General features: G+C 61.3%; 19 protein-coding genes. 6 read left to right on the plus strand and 13 right to left on the minus strand.

Going from position 1 to position 20735, the window contains the following annotated elements; genetic code table 11:
- Positions 1–88: 88 nt before the first annotated feature.
- The gene (tsaD, locus tag AC07T0_RS23220) at positions 89–1114 is read left to right on the plus strand and encodes a tRNA (adenosine(37)-N6)-threonylcarbamoyltransferase complex transferase subunit TsaD (protein WP_495003387.1); all 1026 of its coding nucleotides are present in this window, start codon (positions 89–91) and stop codon (positions 1112–1114) included.
- Positions 1115–1160: 46 nt separating this feature from the next.
- Here tsaD and plsY read toward each other — a convergent pair whose 3' ends face one another.
- Positions 1161–1730, minus strand: coding sequence for a glycerol-3-phosphate 1-O-acyltransferase PlsY (gene plsY / locus AC07T0_RS23225; protein WP_121135138.1), 570 nt, complete (start codon positions 1728–1730; stop codon positions 1161–1163).
- 74 nt (positions 1731–1804) lie between these two features.
- On the opposite strand from plsY, the gene folB reads away from it, so the two are divergent.
- Positions 1805–2158, plus strand: coding sequence for a dihydroneopterin aldolase (gene folB, locus AC07T0_RS23230; protein WP_121135137.1), 354 nt, complete (start codon positions 1805–1807; stop codon positions 2156–2158).
- A complete protein-coding gene (gene folK / locus AC07T0_RS23235) occupies positions 2149–2667 on the plus strand; it encodes a 2-amino-4-hydroxy-6-hydroxymethyldihydropteridine diphosphokinase (RefSeq protein WP_495003388.1) in 519 nt (172 codons plus the stop codon). Before folB ends, folK begins: the two co-directional genes overlap by 10 nt.
- A 117-nt stretch (positions 2668–2784) precedes the next feature.
- Here folK and AC07T0_RS23240 read toward each other — a convergent pair whose 3' ends face one another.
- From AC07T0_RS23240 to AC07T0_RS23290, 11 genes are all read right to left on the minus strand, one after another.
- Positions 2785–4014, minus strand: a complete 1230-nt coding sequence (locus AC07T0_RS23240; RefSeq protein WP_495003389.1) for a multifunctional CCA addition/repair protein — start codon at positions 4012–4014, stop codon at positions 2785–2787.
- A 64-nt stretch (positions 4015–4078) separates the two neighbouring features.
- Positions 4079–5650, minus strand: coding sequence for a SpoVR family protein (locus AC07T0_RS23245; RefSeq protein ID WP_495003390.1), 1572 nt, complete (start codon positions 5648–5650; stop codon positions 4079–4081).
- Complete coding sequence (locus AC07T0_RS23250) at positions 5647–6918, minus strand: YeaH/YhbH family protein (RefSeq protein ID WP_495003391.1); 1272 nt, start codon at positions 6916–6918, stop codon at positions 5647–5649. Before AC07T0_RS23250 ends, AC07T0_RS23245 begins: the two co-directional genes overlap by 4 nt.
- Positions 6919–7058: 140 nt before the next feature.
- Positions 7059–8981, minus strand: coding sequence for a PrkA family serine protein kinase (locus AC07T0_RS23255; protein ID WP_248803894.1), 1923 nt, complete (start codon positions 8979–8981; stop codon positions 7059–7061).
- 302 nt (positions 8982–9283) lie between these two features.
- Positions 9284–9613 (minus strand): thiosulfate sulfurtransferase GlpE, encoded by a 330-nt coding sequence (gene glpE / locus AC07T0_RS23260; RefSeq protein ID WP_495003392.1) that lies wholly within the window; start codon positions 9611–9613, stop codon positions 9284–9286.
- A gap of 35 nt (positions 9614–9648) precedes the next feature.
- Positions 9649–10524, minus strand: coding sequence for a symmetrical bis(5'-nucleosyl)-tetraphosphatase (locus AC07T0_RS23265; protein WP_495003393.1), 876 nt, complete (start codon positions 10522–10524; stop codon positions 9649–9651).
- Positions 10524–10904: a Co2+/Mg2+ efflux facilitator ApaG/CorD gene (gene apaG / locus AC07T0_RS23270; protein WP_495003394.1), complete on the minus strand. Its 381-nt coding sequence runs from the start codon at positions 10902–10904 to the stop codon at positions 10524–10526. The genes AC07T0_RS23265 and apaG overlap by 1 nt, the downstream gene beginning before the upstream one ends.
- A 107-nt stretch (positions 10905–11011) precedes the next feature.
- The gene (gene rsmA, locus AC07T0_RS23275) at positions 11012–11830 is read right to left on the minus strand and encodes a 16S rRNA (adenine(1518)-N(6)/adenine(1519)-N(6))-dimethyltransferase RsmA (protein ID WP_495003395.1); all 819 of its coding nucleotides are present in this window, start codon (positions 11828–11830) and stop codon (positions 11012–11014) included.
- Positions 11827–12816, minus strand: a complete 990-nt coding sequence (gene pdxA, locus AC07T0_RS23280; RefSeq protein ID WP_495003396.1) for a 4-hydroxythreonine-4-phosphate dehydrogenase PdxA — start codon at positions 12814–12816, stop codon at positions 11827–11829. The genes rsmA and pdxA overlap by 4 nt, the downstream gene beginning before the upstream one ends.
- Entirely contained in the window at positions 12813–14129 is a 1317-nt protein-coding gene (locus AC07T0_RS23285; RefSeq protein ID WP_495003397.1) for a peptidylprolyl isomerase, read from the minus strand. The genes pdxA and AC07T0_RS23285 overlap by 4 nt, the downstream gene beginning before the upstream one ends.
- The gene (locus AC07T0_RS23290) at positions 14110–16920 is read right to left on the minus strand and encodes an LPS-assembly protein LptD (RefSeq protein ID WP_495003398.1); all 2811 of its coding nucleotides are present in this window, start codon (positions 16918–16920) and stop codon (positions 14110–14112) included. Before AC07T0_RS23290 ends, AC07T0_RS23285 begins: the two co-directional genes overlap by 20 nt.
- 130 nt (positions 16921–17050) lie before the next feature.
- On the opposite strand from AC07T0_RS23290, the gene AC07T0_RS23295 reads away from it, so the two are divergent.
- From AC07T0_RS23295 to AC07T0_RS23305, 3 genes are read left to right on the plus strand one after another with little or no spacing between them, the layout of a single operon-like run.
- Positions 17051–18076 carry an aminoglycoside phosphotransferase family protein gene (locus AC07T0_RS23295; protein ID WP_495003399.1) on the plus strand — a complete coding sequence of 342 codons (1026 nt, stop codon included), beginning with the start codon at positions 17051–17053 and terminating at the stop codon, positions 18074–18076.
- A complete protein-coding gene (gene murU, locus AC07T0_RS23300) occupies positions 18073–18747 on the plus strand; it encodes an N-acetylmuramate alpha-1-phosphate uridylyltransferase MurU (protein WP_495003400.1) in 675 nt (224 codons plus the stop codon). The genes AC07T0_RS23295 and murU overlap by 4 nt, the downstream gene beginning before the upstream one ends.
- A 2-nt stretch (positions 18748–18749) precedes the next feature.
- Positions 18750–19517: a TerB family tellurite resistance protein gene (locus AC07T0_RS23305; RefSeq protein WP_495003401.1), complete on the plus strand. Its 768-nt coding sequence runs from the start codon at positions 18750–18752 to the stop codon at positions 19515–19517.
- A gap of 176 nt (positions 19518–19693) precedes the next feature.
- On the opposite strand, the gene AC07T0_RS23310 is transcribed toward AC07T0_RS23305, so the two are convergent.
- Entirely contained in the window at positions 19694–20683 is a 990-nt protein-coding gene (locus tag AC07T0_RS23310) for an alpha/beta hydrolase family protein (protein WP_495003402.1), read from the minus strand.
- Positions 20684–20735: the final 52 nt, after the last annotated feature.

Consider the following 20735-nt stretch of genomic DNA (forward strand, 5'->3'; position numbering starts at 1 on the left):
AAGCCTCTGATCGAAAACCGCTGGTAGGGGCCTGGAGTGACGACTATTATGCGCGCCTTCGAATCTAGCCTCTACAAGGCGCAAACCCATGCTAGTACTGGGATTAGAAACCTCCTGCGACGAAACCGGCGTCGCGCTGTACGACAGTGAGCGCGGGCTTCTCGCCGATGCGCTGTTCAGTCAGATCGACCTGCACCGCGCCTATGGTGGCGTGGTGCCGGAGCTGGCCTCCCGCGATCACGTCAAGCGCATGCTGCCGTTGATCCGCCAGGTCCTGGCCGAGGCCGACTGCGCGCCGACCGAGATCGATGCGATTGCCTACACCGCCGGTCCCGGCCTGGTCGGGGCCTTGCTGGTCGGGGCTTCGTGCGCCCAGGCCCTGGCTTTTGCCTGGGATATACCGGCCCTGGGCGTGCATCACATGGAAGGTCATTTACTGGCACCGATGCTGGAGGCACAGCCTCCGGAGTTTCCGTTCGTCGCGTTGTTGGTCTCCGGCGGGCACACCCAGCTGGTTCGCGTGGATGGCATCGGCCAATACGCGTTGCTGGGGGAAACCCTGGACGATGCGGCCGGCGAAGCCTTCGACAAGACGGCGAAGATGATGGGGCTCAATTACCCGGGGGGGCCGGAAATCGCCCGCCTGGCCGAGCAGGGCGTGGCGGGGCGTTTTGTTTTCCCGCGGCCGATGTGCGATCGCCCGGGGCTGGATTTCAGTTTCAGCGGTTTGAAAACCTTTGCCCTGAATACCTGGCAGCAGTGCAGCGGCGCTGGAGACGACGGCGAGCAAACCCGTTGCGACATCTCGCTGGCCTTCCAGCAGGCGGTGGTGGAGACTTTGACCATCAAGTGCAAGCGTGCGTTGAAGCAGGCGGGTATGAAGCGCCTGGTGATCGCCGGGGGCGTCAGTGCCAACAAGTCCCTGCGGGCTTCGCTGGAAAAAATGCTCGGCGAGATGAGGGGCGATGTGTTCTATGCCCGTCCTGAGTTCTGCACCGATAATGGCGCGATGATTGCGTTTGCCGGGTGCCAGCGTCTGCAGGCCGGGCAGAAGGAAAGCTTGGCGATCAGCGTGCAGGCACGTTGGCCGATGGAGCAGTTGTCGGCGATTTGAATGGGATCGGTGCAAGGTGGCATGTGAGCCACCTTCACGATCAGGGTCAGAAATGTCGTTCGCGCCCTGCGAAAAGGTCGCGTAGATTGCCGCGATGACGCCAGACGATCAGTCCGGTCACCACGCTCATCGGCAGCAAGGCGGCTGGCTCCTGCCAGGCCAGCAGCGGCAGGGTCAGCGGGGTGGCGATTAAGGCGGCCAGCGAGCTGGTGCGGGTGAGGTAGAAGGTCAGCAGCCAGGTCAGCAGGGCTAGCAGGGCCGCGGGGGGATACAGCCCCAGCAGCATGCCGGCGGCCGTGGCGACGCCTTTGCCGCCGCGAAAGCGGAAGTACAACGGGAACAGATGGCCGAGGACGGCGCAGAGTCCGACCCAGGCTTGCTGCTGGAGCGAGAGTCCGGCAACGCCGGCGATCAGCACCGGCAGCAGGCCTTTGCAGAGGTCGCCGAGCAAGGTCAGGATGGCCAGCTTCTTGCCGGCCAGGCGCAGCATGTTGGTCGCGCCGGCATTACCCGAGCCACTCATTCGCGGGTCGGGATTTCCCGTGAGGCGGCTGAGCAAAATGGCGAAGGACAGAGAGCCGAGCAGGTAGGCGAGGATCGCCAGTAACCAAAACATGCTAACTATTCCGGGCGGGGACGCCCTGATTCTAACGGCGCATTGCGCCCTTGTCGTGCTGCGGAGAGAAGTGCTTGGACAGAGTGTTTATCGAGGGCCTGGAAGTCGACACCGTTATCGGTGCCTATGACTGGGAGCGCGGCATCCGTCAGTGCCTGCGCCTTGATCTCAGTTTTGCCTGGGACAACCGCCCGGCGGCGGCCGGTGACGATCTGAGCCTGGCCCTCGATTATGCGAGCGTTTCCTCGCGTATCCAGCTGTTTGCCGAGCAGTCGCAGTTTCAGCTGGTGGAAACCTTCGCCGAGCGCCTGGCCCAGGTACTGATGAGCGAGTTCCAGATTCCCTGGTTGCACCTCAAACTGACCAAGCCGGGGGCCGTTGCGGCGGCCAAGGGCGTGGGCGTGGAGATCGAGCGCGGATGTCGCTAACTCAGGTTTATCTCGGGCTCGGCAGCAATATCGAGCGCGAAACTCACTTGCGTGCCGGGTTGGACGCGTTGGCTACTTTTCTGGTGGATATCCGCTGTTCGGCGGTGTTCGAAAGCCAGCCGGTGGGTATCAAGAGCGGGCCGTTCTTCAACCTGGTGGTGTCGGCGTTTACCGACCTGCCGTTGCTGGAGCTGGATCGCCGCTTGAAGTTCATCGAGGCCGACAATGGCCGCTATGCACCGGAGCGCAAGGGGCTGCCGCTGGATATCGATGTGCTGTTGTATGGTGAATGGGTCGGAAATTTCGACGGGCTGATCCTGCCGCGGGCGGAAATTCTCAAGAATGCCTTTGTGTTGTGGCCGTTGGCGTTGATTGCGCCGGATCGGCTCCATCCCGAGGCGGGGAAAACTTTCTTGACGTTGTGGGAAGAGGCGCGGATCGATCAGGTGCTGGCCCCCGTGGCGTTTGAGTGGCGTGGGGGGCAACTGACGCCCCCGGATCTGTTGTAGGGCATACGGTCAGCGCGGTCATTGTGGGAGCCAGCTTGCTGGCGATGAGGCCCGCAAGCCCTGCAGCGATTGTTCGGCCGTCATCGCCGGCAAGCCGGCTCCCACAGGATTCGTGTTTCAGCCAATACCTTTCTCCTTGTAAGCCTTGAGGGCTTTCAGGCGCTCACGTTTGAGCGCTTCACCCAATGCGGGTCCTTTGAAACCCTGCTCCAACAACGGCTGAACCGCGACCGCCTTGGCGACCGCCGCCGCCCCCCGTAAATAATCCGCCTGTGGATAAGTCCGCTCCTCCAATCCCAGGCGTCCCCGCGCATCCATCTCGCAGGCGGCGATAAATTCCTCGAAACGCTGCGGTCGTCGATAGACATCGAAACTCTGCAGCAACTCCAGCAAGGTCGAGGCCTTGAGCTCCAGGGCGCGATGACCATGGGTGTGGTATTCGCCCACCAGCAACGCCAGTTCCTGGCAGTCGCGCGGCACTTTGTAGCGTTCGTTCACCGCCTTGATCAGCTTCAGTCCCTTGAACTCGTGGGCAATGTGCTTCGGCCATTCACTTTCAGGTGTCAGCCCCTTGCCGAGGTCGTGCAGCAGGCAGGCCCAGCGCACGGTCAAGGGCTGCTGGTGGCGCGCCGCTTGCTCCAGGACGCTCAAGGTATGCACGCCGCTGTCTATTTCAGGGTGATGGGCTTCAGGTTGCGGCACTCCGAATAGCGCGTCGACCTCCGGAAACAGCACGGCGAGCGCGCCGCAGTCGCGCAGTACCTGGATGAACACCTGGGGCTGGTCTTCCATCAGTGCGCGGGAGATTTCCTTCCAGCCGCGCTCCGGCGTCAGCGCTTGCAGTTCGCCCGATTCGGCCAGTTGGCGCATCAGCGCCAGGGTTTCGGGGACCACCTTGAAACCCATGGCGGCATACCGCGCGGCAAAGCGGGCAACGCGCAGGACCCGGAGTGGATCTTCGGCAAACGCGGGGGATACGTGGCGCAAAAGACGGGCATCGAGATCGGCTTGGCCGTGGTAGGGGTCGGTCAGGTTGCCGTGCTCGTCTTCAGCCATGGCGTTGATGGTCAGGTCCCGGCGGATCAGGTCTTCTTCCAGGGTGACCTCGGGGCTGGCGTGGAAAATGAACCCGCCATAACCGCGTCCGCTCTTGCGTTCGGTCCGGGCCAGGGCGTATTCCTCGCCACTCGAGGGGTGAAGAAAAACCGGAAAGTCCGCGCCGACCGGACGAAAACCCTTGGCGAGCATGTCTTCGGCGCTGGCGCCCACCACCACCCAGTCGATATCGGTAACCGGCTGACCCAGCAGGCGATCGCGAACCGCGCCGCCGACTTTATAAATCTGCATGAAAAACCTCCGTTGGCACGACAGGATAACCTGTGGATCGCGTCAGCGGAGGTCAGGGTGCTGTTCAGAGATGAATCACGGCCAGGTCCAGTCGACCGTATTCCCCTTCGCTGTGCTCGCCCTTGGGTGGGACGTGATGGGTTTTCATGACCTGGTCGCCTTGCAGTGTCTCCAAATGAATATCGAAGCCCCAGAGGCGGTGCAGGTGCTTGAGCACTTCCTCGGTGGAGTCGCCCAGGGGTTTGCGGTCGTGTTGCTGGTGACGCAGGGTCAGCGAACGGTCGCCGCGGCGGTCGATGCTCCAGATCTGTACGTTGGGTTCGCGGTTACCCAGGTTGTACTGGGCGGCCAGGGTTTCACGGATGGTCTGGTAGCCGCCTTCGTCATGAATGGCCGGCACCAGCAGGTCGTCGCGCTGGTCGTCATCGAGGATGCTGAACAGTTTGAGGTCGCGAATCACTTTCGGTGACAGGTACTGCAGGATGAAACTCTCGTCTTTGAAGCTGCTCATGGCGAACTTGATGCTCGAGAGCCAGTCGCTGCCGGCCAGTTCCGGGAACCAGCGGCGGTCTTCTTCCGTGGGGGATTCGCAGATCCGGCGGATATCGCGGTACATGGCAAACCCCAGGGCGTAGGGGTTGATGCCGCTGTAGTAGGGGCTGTCGAAACCGGGTTGGAACACCACGCTGGTGTGGGAGGTCAGGAACTCCATCATGAAGCCGTCGGTGACCAGCCCTTCGTCGTAGAGATCGTTCATCAGGGTGTAGTGCCAGAACGTTGCCCAGCCTTCGTTCATCACCTGGGTCTGGCGTTGCGGGTAGAAGTACTGGGCGATCTTGCGCACGATCCGGACGATTTCCCGCTGCCAAGGCTCCAGCAACGGCGCGTGCTTTTCGATGAAGTAAAGGATGTTCTCCTGAGGTTCGGAGGGGAAGCGCGCGTTGTCCTTGTCGCTGAACTTGTCCGCGCCCTTGGGAATGGTGCGCCACAGGTCGTTGATCTGCTTTTGCAGGTGTTCTTCGCGGTCCTTCTGCCGCCGGCGTTCCTCTTCGGCGGAAATCGGGTAGGGCCGTTTGTAGCGGTCGACACCGTAGTTCATCAGGGCGTGGCAGGAGTCGAGCAGGTCTTCGACCGCATCGATGCCGTGGCGCTCCTCGCATTGCATGATGTACTGCTTGGCGAAGACCAGGTAGTCGATGATCGAGCTGGCATCGGTCCAGGTGCGGAACAGGTAATTGCCCTTGAAGAAGCTGTTATGGCCATAGCAGGCATGAGCCACCACCAGCGCCTGCATGCAGATGGTGTTTTCTTCCATCAGGTAGGCGATGCATGGGTCGGAGTTGATCACGATCTCGTAGGCCAGGCCCATCTGGCCGCGGCTATAGGATTTTTCCGTGCTGAGGAAGTGCTTGCCATAGGACCAGTGGTGATAACCCAGCGGCATGCCGACGGAGGCGTAGGCGTCCATCATCTGCTCGGCGGTGATGACCTCGATCTGGTTGGGGTAGGTATCCAGGGCATAACGGTTGGCGATACGGCTGATTTCGCGGTCGTAGGCCTGGATCAGTTCAAAGGTCCACTCCGATCCGGTGGAGATGGGCTGGCGCTTCTGTTGTTTCTGCTCTCTGGCGGTCATGTCACTAACCTGCGCTGGAAGAGTTCACGGAAGACCGGGTAGATATCACCGGCCGACACCAGCTGCTGCTGGGCAAACGTATCGCTGAACGCTTCGCTGATGCGCTCGTATTCGTACCACAGGGCCTGGTGTTCGCGGGGGGTGATCTCTACGTAAGTGTAGTACTGCACGAACGGCATGATCTGGTTGATCAGGATATCGCGGCAGATCGGTGAGTCATCGTTCCAGTTGTCGCCGTCGGAGGCCTGGGCGGCGTAGATGTTCCACTCGTTGGTAGGGTAGCGTTCGGCCATGATTTCCTGCATCAGCTTCAACGCACTGGAAACAATGGTGCCGCCGGTTTCCCGCGAGTAGAAGAACTCTTCTTCGTCGACTTCCCGGGCGCTGGTGTGATGGCGGATGAATACCACTTCGATCTTGTCGTAGTTCCGTTTGAGGAACAGGTACAGCAGGATGAAGAAGCGTTTGGCGATGTCCTTGGTCGCCTGAGTCATGGAGCCGGACACGTCCATCAGGCAGAACATCACCGCCTTGGAGCTGGGGTTGGGCTGCTTGATCAGCAGGTTGTACTTGAGGTCGAAGGTGTCGAGGAAGGGAATGCGATGGATGCGCGCACTGAGTTTCTCGATTTCCGCCTCGATTTCCTGGATATCGCCGAAGTTGTCCGGCTCTTCGCGTTTCAGGCGCTCCAGTTCGTCCTTGGCTTCCTTGAGTTTGGCCCGGCTGCTGCCGGACAGGGCGATCCGCCGGGCGTGGGCCGAACGCAAGGTGCGGATGATGTTGATACGTGAGGGGTTGCCCTCGTTGCTGATCCCGGCGCGGACGGTCTTGAAGGTGTCGGTGCCGGTGAGGTTGCGTTTGACCAGGTTCGGCAGCTCCAGGTCCTCGAACATGAACTCGAGAAACTCTTCCTGGGTGATCTGGAAGACAAACTCGTCCATCCCTTCGCCCGAGTTGCCGGCCTTGCCCGGGCCGCGACCGCCGCCGCCGCCGGGAGGCCGAGGGATGTGCTCGCCGCTGGTGAACTCCTTGTTGCCGGGATGAACCACGGTTTGCTTGCCGCCACGACCGTGGTGCAGCACGGGCTCATCAATGTCGCGGCCGGGGATGCTGATTTGCTCGCCGTGTTCCATGTCGGTGATGGAGCGCCGGCTCACGGCTTCCTCGACAGCCTTTTTGATATGGTCACGGTAGCGCCGCAGGAAGCGCTGACGGTTCACCGTACTCTTGTTCTTGCCATTGAGACGTCGGTCGATCACATAGCTCATGAGGAGCCCTCCGGACAGCTTCAAGTTACAAGCTTCAAGCACCAAGCTGGAAGCTTAAAGACAAGCGGTCAGCTCCTGCACCGCAAGCACGTCGGTAAACGCGCCTGCGGCTTGTCGCGTGCCGCTTGCAGCTGCCGTTACTACTGCGATTTTCTGACGCGCAGATACCACTCGGAGAGCAGTCGTACCTGTTTGTCGGTGTAGCCACGTTCGACCATGCGGGTGACGAAGTCGTTGTGCTTCTGTTGATCCTCTTTGCTGGCTTTGGCGTTGAAGCTGATGACCGGCAGCAGATCCTCGGTGTTGGAGAACATTTTCTTCTCGATCACCACCCGCAGCTTCTCGTAGCTGAGCCAGGTCGGATTCTTGCCGTTGTTGTTGGCTCGGGCGCGCAGGACGAAGTTGACGATTTCGTTGCGGAAATCCTTCGGATTGCTGATGCCCGCCGGTTTTTCGATTTTCTCCAGCTCTTCGTTCAGGGCTACGCGGTTGAGGATCTCGCCGGTTTCCGGGTCGCGGTATTCCTGGTCCTGAATCCAGAAATCCGCATACAGCACGTAGCGGTCGAAGATGTTCTGGCCGTACTCGCTGTAGGACTCCAGGTACGCGGTCTGGATTTCCTTGCCGATGAACTCGATATAGCGCGGTGCCAGGTACTCCTTGAGGAAGCGCAGGTAGCGTTCGCGGGTTTCGGCCTGGAACTGTTCCTGTTCGATCTGCTGCTCCAGTACGTAGAGCAGGTGCACCGGGTTGGCGGCAATCTCGTGAGGATCGAAGTTGAAGACTTTCGAGAGGATTTTGAAGGCAAAGCGGGTCGAGAGGCCATTCATGCCTTCGTCGACACCGGCGCTGTCGCGGTATTCCTGGATCGATTTGGCCTTCGGATCGGTGTCCTTGAGATTTTCGCCGTCATAGACCCGCATTTTCGAGTAGATGTTCGAGTTCTCCGGCTCCTTGAGGCGCGAGAGCACGGTGAACTGGGCAAGCATCTTCAGGGTGTCGGGCGCGCAGTGGGCCTTGGCCAGGGAGCTGTTGAACAAGAGTTTGTCGTAGATCTTCACTTCGTCGCTGACCCGCAGGCAATACGGGACCTTGACGATGTAGATCCGATCGATGAAGGCTTCGTTGTTCTTGTTGTTGCGGAAGGTGTGCCACTCCGATTCGTTGGAGTGGGCCAGCAGGATGCCGGTGAACGGAATCGCGCCCAGGCCTTCGGTACTGTTGTAGTTGCCTTCCTGGGTGGCGGTCAGCAGCGGGTGCAGCACCTTGATCGGTGCCTTGAACATTTCCACGAATTCCATCAGGCCCTGGTTGGCCCGGCACAGGGCGCCCGAGTAGCTGTAGGCGTCGGCGTCGTTCTGTGGAAACTCTTCGAGCTTGCGGATATCGACCTTGCCCACGAGGGCAGAGATGTCCTGGTTGTTTTCGTCGCCAGGTTCGGTCTTGGCCACGGCGATCTGGTTGAGGATCGAGGGGTAGAGCTTGACCACCCGGAACTGGCTGATGTCACCGCCGAACTCGGCCAGGCGCTTGGTGGCCCAGGGCGACATGATGGTGTTCAGATAGCGTCGGGGAATCCCGAAGTCTTCCTCCAGAATCGCGCCATCTTCGGTGGCGTTGAACAGCCCAAGGGGTGATTCGAAGACCGGCGAACCCTTGATGGCATAGAAGGGGACTTTCTCGATCAGCTGTTTCAGCTTTTCGGCCAGGGACGATTTACCGCCACCCACCGGGCCGAGCAGATAGAGGATTTGTTTCTTCTCTTCCAGGCCTTGGGCGGCGTGGCGGAAATACGAAACGATCTGGTCGATGCATTCTTCCATCCCGTGGAAGTCTTCAAAGGCCGGATAGCGCCGGATCACCTTGTTCGAGAAGATGCGCGACAACCGTGAGTTGGTGGACGTATCCAGCAGTTCGGGTTCGCCGATTGCCAGTAGCAGCCGTTCCGCTGCTGACGCGTAAGCGCTGCGATCCTTTTTGCACAGTTCGAGGTACTCCTGCAGCGTGAGTTCTTCTTGCCGTGTGGATTCGAAGCGTTGTTGGAAATGGCTGAAAATGCTCATGACGTCACCTCGCTCGATACGTGGAGCCGGTGCCGGATCAATCAGTCCAGTGCTGGCATGCAACCGCAAAAAGCCGTTGCCGTTTACCCCCCAGAACACCTTCAAAGCGACGCTCACTTTGAAAATTACTACCGATGACCCGTACGCCGGTGTACCGGCTCTCCCCTGATTTGGATGGCCTGCGCTTAAGGATAGTTCGGAATCGGCGGGGTCAAGTCAAGATGAGCAATTAGTTACACCTGACCGTTCGTCAGGAAAGGCTCTAGCCCGCGAATCCTGCGGGCTTCAGCAAAGGAAAAAAATTATTCGGAAATATCTTGAGCAATTTCTGACGGATAGGTCGTGCGCCACAGCTCAAAGCCGCCGTCCAGGCTGTAGACGTCGCTGAAGCCTTGGCTGACCAGGTAGGCGGCCGCGCTCTGGCTCGAATTGCCGTGGTAGCAGCACACCACCAACGGTGCGTCGAGGTCGGCGGCGCGAATGAAATCGGCGATGTTGAGGTTGTCCAGATGCCGGGCGCCGCTGATGTGATTCAGGGCGAAAGCCTGTGGGTCGCGGACGTCGACGACCACGGCGCCGTGCTCGCGCAGGGCCTGGGCTTGTTCGGGGGGGATACGTTTGAACTCGGTCATGATGGGCTCCATCTGGGGCAGGTAGGTCGTACAGTCTAGCGATATAGCCAGGCCCGGAAGCGCTCGGCCAGGGTCGGTGGCGGAGCGACGCCACCCAGGGCATCGCATTGGCAACCCAGGCGTTCGCCGGTGTCGACGTTCATCAGGGTCATGGCACCGCCCCAGACACAACCGGTATCGAGGGCGAAGATGCCGGGTTCGTCGCATTGGCCTTCAAGGGCGGCCCAGTGGCCGAAGATGATCTTCAGGTCCTGGGTCTTGCGCCCCTTGTAGCTGAACCAGGGGGCGTAGCCGCGGGGGGCGGTGTCGGCGCCTTCCTTGCCCTTGAGGTCGAGCTTACCGTCGGCGGTGCAGAAACGCATCCGGGTGAAATAGTTGGTGATCACCCGCAAGCGGGTCACGCCCTGCAGATCGCTATCCCATTTGTTCGGTTCGTTGCCGTACATGCCGTCGAGGAAGGGCGTCAGCAGGTTGTCGTCGCGCAAGGCGGTTTCCACTTCCGCGGCATATTTGAGCGCTTTCTTCAGCGTCCACTGGGGTGGAATGCCGGCGTGGACCAGGGCCACATTGCGCTCTGCGTCGTGGTGCAGCAGCTTCTGGCGGCGCAACCAGTCCAGCAGTTCGGCGCGATCCGGGGCGTCGAGAATCTCGCGTAGCGTATCGCTTTTTTTCAGCCGCTCGACATTGTGGCCGACGGCAAGCAGGTGCAGGTCATGGTTGCCCAGCACACAGACCAGCGACTCGCGCATGCGGTAGAGAAAACGCAGGGTCTCCAGGGATTGCGGGCCCCGGTTGACCAGGTCGCCCACCAGCCACAGTTTATCCTGGGCCGGGTCGAACCTGACGCGTTCGAGCAGGCATTTGAGCGGTTCCAGGCAGCCTTGCAGGTCGCCGACGGCATACACCGCCATCAGTGCAGGGCCCCGGGCACGGCCAGGCGGAAGGGCGCGATCACGGCGTCGAAGTGCTTGCCGTCCTCGGCCACCATCTGGTAACTGCCCTGCATGTTGCCGACTTTCGTCGTCATCACCGTGCCGCTGCTGTAGGTGTGGCTCTGGCCGGCTTCGATCAGCGGTTGCTGGCCGACGACGCCGGCGCCGCGGACTTCTTCCACATGACCGTCGCCATCGGTGATCACCCAGTGCCGCGACATCAACCTGGCAGGCAGTTCGCCGTTGTTCTGCACCGTGATGGTGTAGGCGAAGGCAAAGCGGTTCTGCTCGGGTTGCGATTGTTCTGCAAGGAAGCGGGTGACGACGCTGACGTCGACCTGATAACGAGGATCGGACATGCAAGAGGCCTTGGAAGCTGAAGCGCAAGAGACGCTGGACGAAGCCCAGTCTAGGTCAAGTCCCGGGTAGTAGGCCAGACATGCACGCTGGCCGGCTACCCGTGAGATCAATCGACGTCGGCGACGGTGACGGCCTGCTCACTGAGTTTGTCGGCCAGGCGCACGAAGGCGGCCAGGTCGAGTTGTTCCGGGCGCAGGCTGCCATCGACACCGGCGGCTTCGATCTCGGCATTGCTGAGCAGCAACTTGAGGGTGTTGCGCAAGGTTTTGCGGCGCTGGTTGAAGGCTTCGCGAACGACGCGCTCCAGCAGGCGGTGATCCTTGGCTGGGTGGGGCAGGACGGCGTGGGGCACCAGGCGCACGATGGCCGAATCGACCTTGGGTGGTGGGTTGAAGGCCCCAGGGCCGACATTGAACAGGTGTTCCACGCGGCAATGGTACTGGACCATGATCGACAGACGACCCCAGTCGCCGCCGCCAGGGCCCGCGGCCAAGCGCTCGACCACTTCCTTTTGCAGCATGAAGTGCATGTCGCGAATCAGGCTGGCGTTGTGCAGCAGGTGGAAGATCAGCGGCGTGGAGATGTTGTAGGGCAGGTTGCCGACCACCCGCAGGCTGTTGGGCGCCGGGTTCAGACTGGTGAAGTCGAACTTCAGCGCGTCGCCCTGGTGCAGGTTGAAATTCGGCCGGCTACCGAATTGCTGGTTGAGGATCGGGATCAGATCCTTGTCCAGTTCGACGACATCCAGTTGTGCGCCACTGTTGAGCAGGCCTTCGGTCAAGGCGCCCTGGCCCGGGCCGATTTCCAGCAGGCGGTCTTCGGCCTTGGCATGGATGGCGCGCAGGATGCGGTCGATCACGCCGGCGTCGTGCAGGAAGTTTTGCCCGAAGCGCTTGCGCGCCCGGTGTTGGTATTGCTCGGTCATAAACGGGTCTCGGCCATCTGGTAGGCGGTTTCCAGGGCGACTTGCAGGCTGCCGGTGTCGATGTTGCCGCTGCCGGCCAGGTCCAGGGCAGTGCCGTGGTCGACCGAAGTGCGGATGATCGGCAAGCCCAGGGTCACGTTGACTGCGGCACCGAAACCTTTGTATTTCAGCACGGGCAGGCCCTGGTCGTGGTACATCGCCAGCACCGCGTCGCAGTGCTCCAGATATTTGGGGGTAAACAGAGTGTCGGCAGGCAGCGGGCCACGCAGGTCCATGCTCTCGCCGCGCAGGCGCTCCAATGTCGGTTCGATGATGTCGATTTCTTCGTGGCCCAGGTGCCCCCCTTCGCCGGCATGGGGGTTGAGCCCGCAAACCAGGATACGCGGGTGGGCGATGCCGAACTTTTCCCGTAGGTCGCCATGCAGGATGCGGGTGACCCGCTCCAGGCGCTCCGGGGTAATCGCATCGGCGACTTGCCGCAGGGGCAGGTGGGTGGTCACCAGGGCCACGCGCAGTCCTCGGGTTGCCAGCATCATCACCACCTGGGCGGTGTGGGTCAGGTCAGCGAGGAATTCGGTGTGGCCGGAAAAGGCGATCCCGGAGTCGTTGATCACGCCTTTGTGCACCGGGGCGGTGATCATGCCGGCGAAGTCGCCGTCCAGGCAGCCTTGGCCGGCCCGGGTCAGGGTTTCCAGGACAAAGGCGGCATTGGCCTGGTTCAGTTGCCCGGCAACAACCGGGGTTGCCAGCGGGGTGTCCCAGACGTACAGGCTGCCCGCCGCTGCCGGTTGATCAGGCCATTGGCCCGGCGCCACAGGCAGCAGATCGATCGCCACACCCAGTTGCGTGGCCCGCTCACGGAGCAGGTCACGACTGGTAATGGCGATCAGGGGGTAGGGCTGGGACTGCGAGGCGAGCAGCAGGCAAAGGTCTGGACCAATGCCCGCCGGCTCGCCGGGTGTCAATGCGAAACGCCGCGGTTTCACTTTGGCGCCTGTTCCGCGCCAGGGAGCTTGATTTCAACGTAGGCTTCGTCGCGGATCTGACGCAGCCAGGTTTGCAGCTCTTCATCGTATTTGCGGTTACGCAGCACGGTCATGGCTTGTTGTTCGCGAGCCTGGGTAGTGCTGTCGGTGGCGCGACGGCCAAGGACTTCCAGTACGTGCCAGCCGTATTGGCTCTTGAACGGTTTGGACAGGACGCCTTGCGGGGTCTTTGCCATCACTTCGCGGAATTCCGGTACCAGTGCGTTCGGGTCGACCCAGTTCAGGTCGCCGCCGTTGAGCGCCGAGCCCGGGTCTTCCGAGAAGCTCTTGGCCAGGGTGGCGAAATCTTCGCCGTTGGAGATCCGCTCGTAGAGCTTCTGTGCCAGGGCTTGGGTTTCGGCTTCGCTGCGAATGGCGTTGGGTTTGATCAGGATGTGACGGACATGCACTTCGTCACGCATCTGCGTCTCGCCACCGCGCTTCTCCAGGACCTTCAGGATGATGAAACCACCTGGGGTGCGTGCCGGTTCGCTGATGTCGCCAACCGCCATGCTGTTGAGCATGCGGTCGAACGGAGGTGGCAACTGGGCCGGCTTGCGCCAGCCCATGTCGCCGCCTTCCAGGGCGTTGTCGCTGCCGGAGCGGGCAATGGCCAACTGACCGAAGTCAGCGCCTTGCTTGAGCTGCCGGTAGACGTCCTGGGCCTGGGCCGCCGCGGCCTGGATGGCTTGCGAGCTGGCGCTGTCCGGGGTCGAAATCAGGATATTGGCCAGGTGCAGCTCTTCGGAGAGCTGCATCTTGCCCAGGTCCGAGGCGAGGAAGTTCTTCACTTCCTGTTCCGACACCTGGACGCGCTCGGCGACACGGCGCTGACGCACACGGCTGATGATCATTTCCCGGCGAACCTGGTCACGGGCGTCCTCATAAGAGAGGCCGTCGTGCGTCAGGGCAGCGCGGAATTGATCGATGCTCATGTTGTTGCGCTGGGCAATGGTGCCGATGGCCTGGTTCAACTCATCATCGCTGATGCGAATACCCGAGCGTTCGCCGATCTGCAGTTGCAGGTTTTCGACGATCAAGCGGTCCAGGACCTGTTGGTCGAGGACGCTGGTGGGTGGCACGCCGCCGCCACGTTTGGCGATGGTCTGCTGAACCTCGTGGACGCGCTGGTCCAGTTGGCTCTGCATGATCACATCGTTGTCGACGATGGCCACGACGTTGTCGAGGGGCCGCACGGCGGCGTGAACCGCCGCGCTCAGGACCAGCGCGCCCAGCATCAGCGGGCGCAGACAATCAGAAAGCTTGATCTTCACGTTCACGATAACCTTGGATGCCTTTGTCGAGGAAGCTCTCGACCTTGTTGCCCATGACGCCACCCAGGCCCTTCAGGACAAACTGAAGGAAGATGCCGTGGTCGCCTCGTTCGTTTTGCGGAGCTTGTTGGCTGAACTCGTCATACTGGACCCAGTAGCGGTTGATCAGGCGCATTTTCCAGCAGCAGTTGTCGTACTCGAAGCCACCGAAGGCTTCCAGCGTACGGTTGCGGTTGTAGTCGTACTGCCAGCGGCTGATGACGTTCCACTGAGGCACGACCGGCCAGATGACCGAGAAGTCGTGCTGCTCGATCTTGTAGTAGTCCTTCACGAAGTTCGCGGTACCTGGGGTGCCGTAGTCGCCGCCGAACTGCCATTGGCCGGTGTTCTGGTTGTAGATCACCTGGTCGTTGCGATAGCGATAGCCGGCGTTGACCACCTTGTTCGGGTTGTCTTCAGGCTGGTAGTGGAACATCGCACTGCCGGAACGCGGCTGGTGGCTGACCGGATCCCAGTTGTAGTCGGCGGTTGCACGCCAGTCACGGTTGAAGTTGTAGGCGTATTCCAGGGCGTATGGCGAGACATTGGTCTTGGCGTCGGCGCGGGTCGTGAAATCAACCCCCGGCAACTGCACGGTACGATCCTTGAAGTAGTACGCCTGGCCAATACTTACGCGCTGACGTTCGAAACCGTTGTCTTCGATCCAGCGGCTGGTGACGCCCAGGGACAGCTTGTTCTCGTCACCGACGCGGTCGCTGCCGGAGAAACGGTTTTCGCGGAACAACGAGGCATAGTTGAAGCTGTATTCGCTGGTGTCGAACACGGGAATGTCTTGCTGGTTCTTCTCTGGAACATAGAGATAGAACAGGCGCGGTTCCAGGGTCTGGCGATAGTTGGTGCCGAACAGCTCGGTGTTGCGGTCGAAGTACAGGCCGCTGTCGACGCTGGCGATGGGAACGCCCCGGCTTTGTGAGCTGCTGAAGGTTCCGCCGACGTAATTCGTGCCAGCCTGGGCCGCAGCGAACTGGGCATTCACGATATCAGCCTTGCCCTGCGAACCCAGATCCAGTTCGTACTGGGTGTACTGGTACTTGAGCGACGGCGTGACAAAACCGTACGTCCAGTTGAGTGGCAGGTTGACCCCCGGCTTGAGGTTCAAACGGTCGCCGTTGGAACGGGCCAGGCCGATGACGTTGGTGTCCAGGCGTGGCGCGGTGACGCCATCCTTGTCAGCGAAGGTGCCGGTTTCCAGACTCCGCTCGAAGCGAGTGGCTTCAGTTTCGTAGGTGAAATTGAGGCCTTCCGGATGATAAGGCAGGTTGCCGTTGAAGGTGACCTGTGGCAGGCGGTTATACGGCGTGATAACGGCCACGCTCGCCAACTCATAAGCCTGCACGTTCAGCTGGGCGGTGAAGTCGTCACCGCGATAGCTCGTCGTTGCCTGTTGATTCACATAGTCGACGCTTCTGACGCCGACCTGGTTGCTCTGCAGATCCTGGAAGTAGTACGGGTCGCTGATTTTGGTGTAGTCGACGGTGGTCAGTACACGCGAATCCAGCCCGCCCTTGTGCTGCCAGTTGACCATGTAGCGATCTTTCGTAGAGTCCGATTGCAGGGCGCGATCGTTGCTCTCGTCGCTCAGGAACGCACCGCCGAACTGCCCTTCGGTGGACTTGGTCAGGTAGCGGAACTCGCCTTCGGTCAACATGCCGCGCTTGCTCATGTAGTGCGGATACAACGTGGCATCGTAGTTCGGTGCCAGGTTGAAGTAGTAAGGCGTGGTCAGGTTGAAGCCTGAAGTACTGTCGCTGGAGAAACTCGGCGGCAGGAAGCCGGACTGGCGACGATCGTCGATCGGGAAGTAGATATACGGGGTATAGAGGACTGGAATGTCCTTGACCCGCAAGGTCACGTTGGTTGCCGTACCGAAACCGGTCGCCGGGTTCAGGGTGATGTTATTACCCTTGAGCTGCCAGGCGTTGCTGCTTGGTTCGCAGCTGGTGTACGTACCGTCCTTGAGACGGATGATCGCGTTCTCGGCACGTTTGGCGTACAGCGCGCTACCGCGGATATGCGACTTGTGCATCACGTATTCGGCGTTGTCGACCTTGGACTCGCCCGTGTCCAGCTGCACTTCGGCATGGTCACCGACCAGCAGGGCGCCCTGGTCGCGAACGCGCACGTTGCCGTTCAGCTCTCCACGGTTTTCGGCCTGGTACAGGCTGGCTTCGTCGGCCTCGACCTGCATGCTGCCCTGGCGCATGACAACGTCGCCGGCCAGCGTGGCGACTTGCTTGTCTTGTTCATAACGCGAGGCTTTGGCGCCGATAAAGGTCGGTGCATCACTTTTATTCGTCGTGTCATTCATGCCAGGACGAATGGGTTCGATATAGGAACCAGAGCAATAAGGACCTGCTTCGGCCAACTGCGCGGCAGTCAGCTTGTCACGCGGGACCCAGTCGAGGTGACTGTAGTCGGCACTGCGCGACTTCAGGCCGCGACCCTTGGCCTCGGTGACCAGCACCGGTCCGGCAGCCTTCTCGCCGCTGGAACCGCTGTCCGCCGTGGCATCGCCGCCCACAGCCTCGGCATTGCCGTCATGCACGGGACGTGGCGGCAGCTGGGCCGTGGTGGTCTTGGGCGCGCAATCCCAGGAGCCGGAAGCAGAGACAGAACAGTCATACTGTTCCGCGGCGACCGCGAAGGGGGTGGCAAGAGGTTGCAGAGCCAGCAAACCGCCGGTAACCAGCAACGGGAATTTTTTACGAAACGCGGGGGATTTCAATGCCATCTTATTAGTCCGGGCTTCCTGCGTGCCATCTGCCCGCGGTGGGGGTCACACGCCTATCGATGGTCAGAAAAAGATGCTGGATAATAAAGCAACACCCGCTTGACGGCTAGCGTCGTCGGAGACCCATGTAATGCCTGATCAAGATGTACGCTTGCAACACCTGAAAGTTTGGCTGGATCGGCAGTTGGAAACGCTTTTTCTGGCCGAAGGCTGGGGCGTCATCCCCCCGGCCACGTTGACTCCGGCCAGTAGTGACGCGAGTTTTCGGCGCTATTTCCGCTGGGAGGGCGAGGGCCGTAGTCTGATCGTGATGGACGCTCCGCCACCCCGGGAAAACTGCAAACCCTTTGTGGATATCGCCCATTTGCTGGCGAAATCCGGAATTAACGTGCCGAAAATTCACGCACAGGATCTGGAAAACGGTTTTCTTTTGCTCAACGACCTGGGCAACCAGACCTATCTGGATGTGATCGACAGCGACAATGCCGATGCGTTGTTCGCCGATGCCATCGATGCCTTGCTGGCTTTCCAGCAACTGCCAATGGACAGCGAACTGCCGAGTTATGACGTGGCTTTGCTGCGCCGTGAGCTGGAGCTGTTTCCCGAGTGGTACGTGGGGCATGAGTTGGGTCGCACTTTCGATCCGGCGCAACTGGCCATGTGGCAACGGGTCAGCAGCCTGTTGATCGACAGTGCCCTGGCCCAGCCGAAAGTGCTGGTCCACCGTGACTATATGCCGCGTAACCTGATGGCCAGCGAGCCCAATCCCGGCGTGCTGGATTTCCAGGACGCGGTCTACGGGCCGGTGACCTACGACATTACCTGCCTGTTCAAGGACGCCTTCCTCAGTTGGCCCGAAGCCCGGGTGCGCGGCTGGCTGCAGGACTACTGGCAGCGGGCGGCTGACGTTGGTATCGCGGTACAGGGTGACTTCGAGGCGTTCCTCCGGGCCAGCGATCTGATGGGCGTGCAACGTCATCTGAAAGTGATCGGGATCTTTGCACGGATCTGCCATCGCGACGGTAAGCCACGTTACCTGGCGGACGTGCCACGCTTCTTCGCTTATATAGAAGCTGTGGTCGCGCGTCGGCCTGAGCTGGCCGAGCTGGGTGAGTTGCTGACCAGCCTGCGTCAGCCGGTGGGGGCCGTGCTATGAAGGCGATGATCCTGGCCGCCGGCAAAGGCGAGCGGATGCGTCCGTTGACCTTGCACACCCCCAAGCCATTGATCCGGGCCAACGGTACGCCGCTGATCGACTATCACCTGTACGCGCTGGCGGCTGCCGGTTTCAAGGAGGTGGTGATCAACCACGCCTGGCTGGGCGAGCAGATCGAGGACTACCTGGGCGACGGCTCGCGCTATGGCCTGAGCATCGTCTATTCGCCCGAGGGCGAGCCGTTGGAAACCGGTGGTGGTATTTTTCGGGCGTTGCCGCTGTTGGGGGCGGAGCCCTTCCTGGTGGTCAATGGCGATATCTGGACCGACTATGATTTTGCCGCGTTGCGTCGGCCGATCGCCGGTCTGGCGCACCTGGTCATGGTTGACAATCCGCCGCATCACCCGGCTGGGGGCGACTTCAACCTGCTCGACGGCCAACTGCATGACGGTGGGGCGCTGGGCGAGAAACTGACCTACAGCGGTATTTCGGTCCTGCACCCGAAACTGTTTGCCGCCTGCTCGGATGGCGCCTTCAAGATCGCGCCGCTGTGGCGCGAGGCAATGGCGCGGGGGTTGGTGAGTGGCGAGCATATGCGCGGACACTGGGTGGATGTCGGCACCGTGGAGCGCCTGGCGCAAGTCGAACAACTGTTGAAAGAGAGACACTGATTATGTTGTGGCCAGGGACTCTGATTGGAGCCGGGGCGGGTTTTGCCATCGCCAGTATTCCGGGGGCCATGCTGGGCGCGTTACTCGGTCAGGCGCTGGATCGGCGCTTGCAGTTGCATAGCTTTGCCCATTTGCGTGAACGCCTGGGGGGCAAGCCGGCGCTGCGCAACGACGAATTGCTGTTTGTCTTGCTGGGCCGACTGGCCAAGAGTGATGGGCAGGTGGTCGACGGACATATCCTGCAGGCGCGTGAGGAAATGCGCCAACTGGACATGCACGATGCGGCGCGACGGCGGGCGATTGCCGCGTTCAACCGCGGCAAGTCGGGGCGTGATCGCCTGCACGGCTACCTGAACCATCTGAAGGCGCAACCTCATGCCGCCGAAGGCGTTTTGCGGGCGTGCTGGCGGATGGTCTGGGCCGATGGTCGGGTCGGGGTGAAGGAGCGTGAGCTGATCATGCTCTGGGGCAAATGGCTGGGCTGGACGAGCCATCAGGTCCAAGCCCTGGCCAATGACTACGAGCCGGGGCGCAAGGTGCTGTCGAGCACGACCGGGACTTACGAGGAGGCGCTGGTGCTACTGGGCGTGGCGGCCAACAGTGAGCCCGCGCAAATCAAGCGGGCTTATCGACGCCTGCTCAGTCGCCATCATCCTGACAAGGTCGCGGGCAGTGGGGCGACGCCATTGCAAGTGCGCGAGGCCACGGAGAAAACCCGTGACCTGCACAATGCCTATGTGTTGATTCGCGAGCGAAGGGATTTTCGTTAGCTCCGGGAGAGGCCGCCGTCTTTACGGAAAAACATCGCACCTGTGGGCGCCGGCTTGCTGGCGCTGGCATTCGGATAGGCGCCGCAAGGCTCAAGGGCCTCATCGCCGCCAAGCCAGCCCACAGTGACCGCGTTGGCCGCAGTTGCGCGGCAGGGGCAAGACGGTTTCTACAGGTCTTAGAGACCGCCGACATCCTGGGGGTTCAACCAGCCGCGAATACGCCTGAACAATTGCTCCTGCCCGGCATTGCCCGGCAGGGTTTTCAGGGCAATCTGGTTGTAGCTCGAGGTTTTCTGTCGCTTGCTGGCCTGCAACCGTTCCAGCGCGGCTTTGCGATCCAGCGGCCGGTCCTGGTAGAAGAAGTCCGCCGTCGCCAGCTTCAGCCCTGGCGTGATCTGGGCCAGGCTCTGTGGGGCGGTGGTCGGCGTCTGCGCGGCCACCAGGAGCAGTCTCTGGATCTGCGGCGAGGGCTTCTCGCTCATGTAACGGGCGGCCCAGTAAGCGCCGGTGCCATGACCCAAGAGGACCACGTTGCGGGCATTTTGCTGCTTGGCGTAGGCAATGGCTGCATCGATTCGTGCGAAGATCCGGTCGGCATCGGCCTTCAACTGATCTTCAGCGGTTTGCGCGGCGGCCTGGTCGACCACCTCGGCTTCGGCGCTGGCCGCCTGTTCGATGGGCTTGGCCGTGGTGCTGGCGTCCTTGCTATTGCTGGTGGTTGCTGCCGGTGCCTTGGGCGCTTCGGCCACCCGCGGCTGGATCGCATCGCTTTGCAGGTCCGGTAGGGTCAGGCTCAGGCTGCTCCACTGGGCATCCGGGAACTTGCGCCGCAACGGACCGATTGCCTGGGGCCAGTCAGCGCTTTCGCCGGCACCGGGAATCAGGATCACGGCGCCCATGGGCGAAGGCGTGTTGGCCGGTTTCCACAAGGCCAGGAAGCTGTCGCCGCCGGCTTGCAGTTGCTGTTGTTCCTGCTGGGGCAATTGGCGCTCCAGCGCGGTCGCGTCTTCCTGGCTACGCTCGAGCAGGGGCTGGCGCTCCACCGGCTTGTCGGCGGGCTTCTGCGCCGGAGCTGGCGTCGGCTCGGCGGCCATGACGGGCGCGGTACAAGGTAGTATCAGCGACAGGCACAGCGCAGGCAGTGCCAGGCGGTAGAGAAGGGGCATCGGATTTTCCAGGCCAGAGTCATCCTGGCAGCCTAATGGGTTGGTCAGCATT

This window comes from Pseudomonas sp. GW821-FHT04D07, from assembly GCF_059420225.1.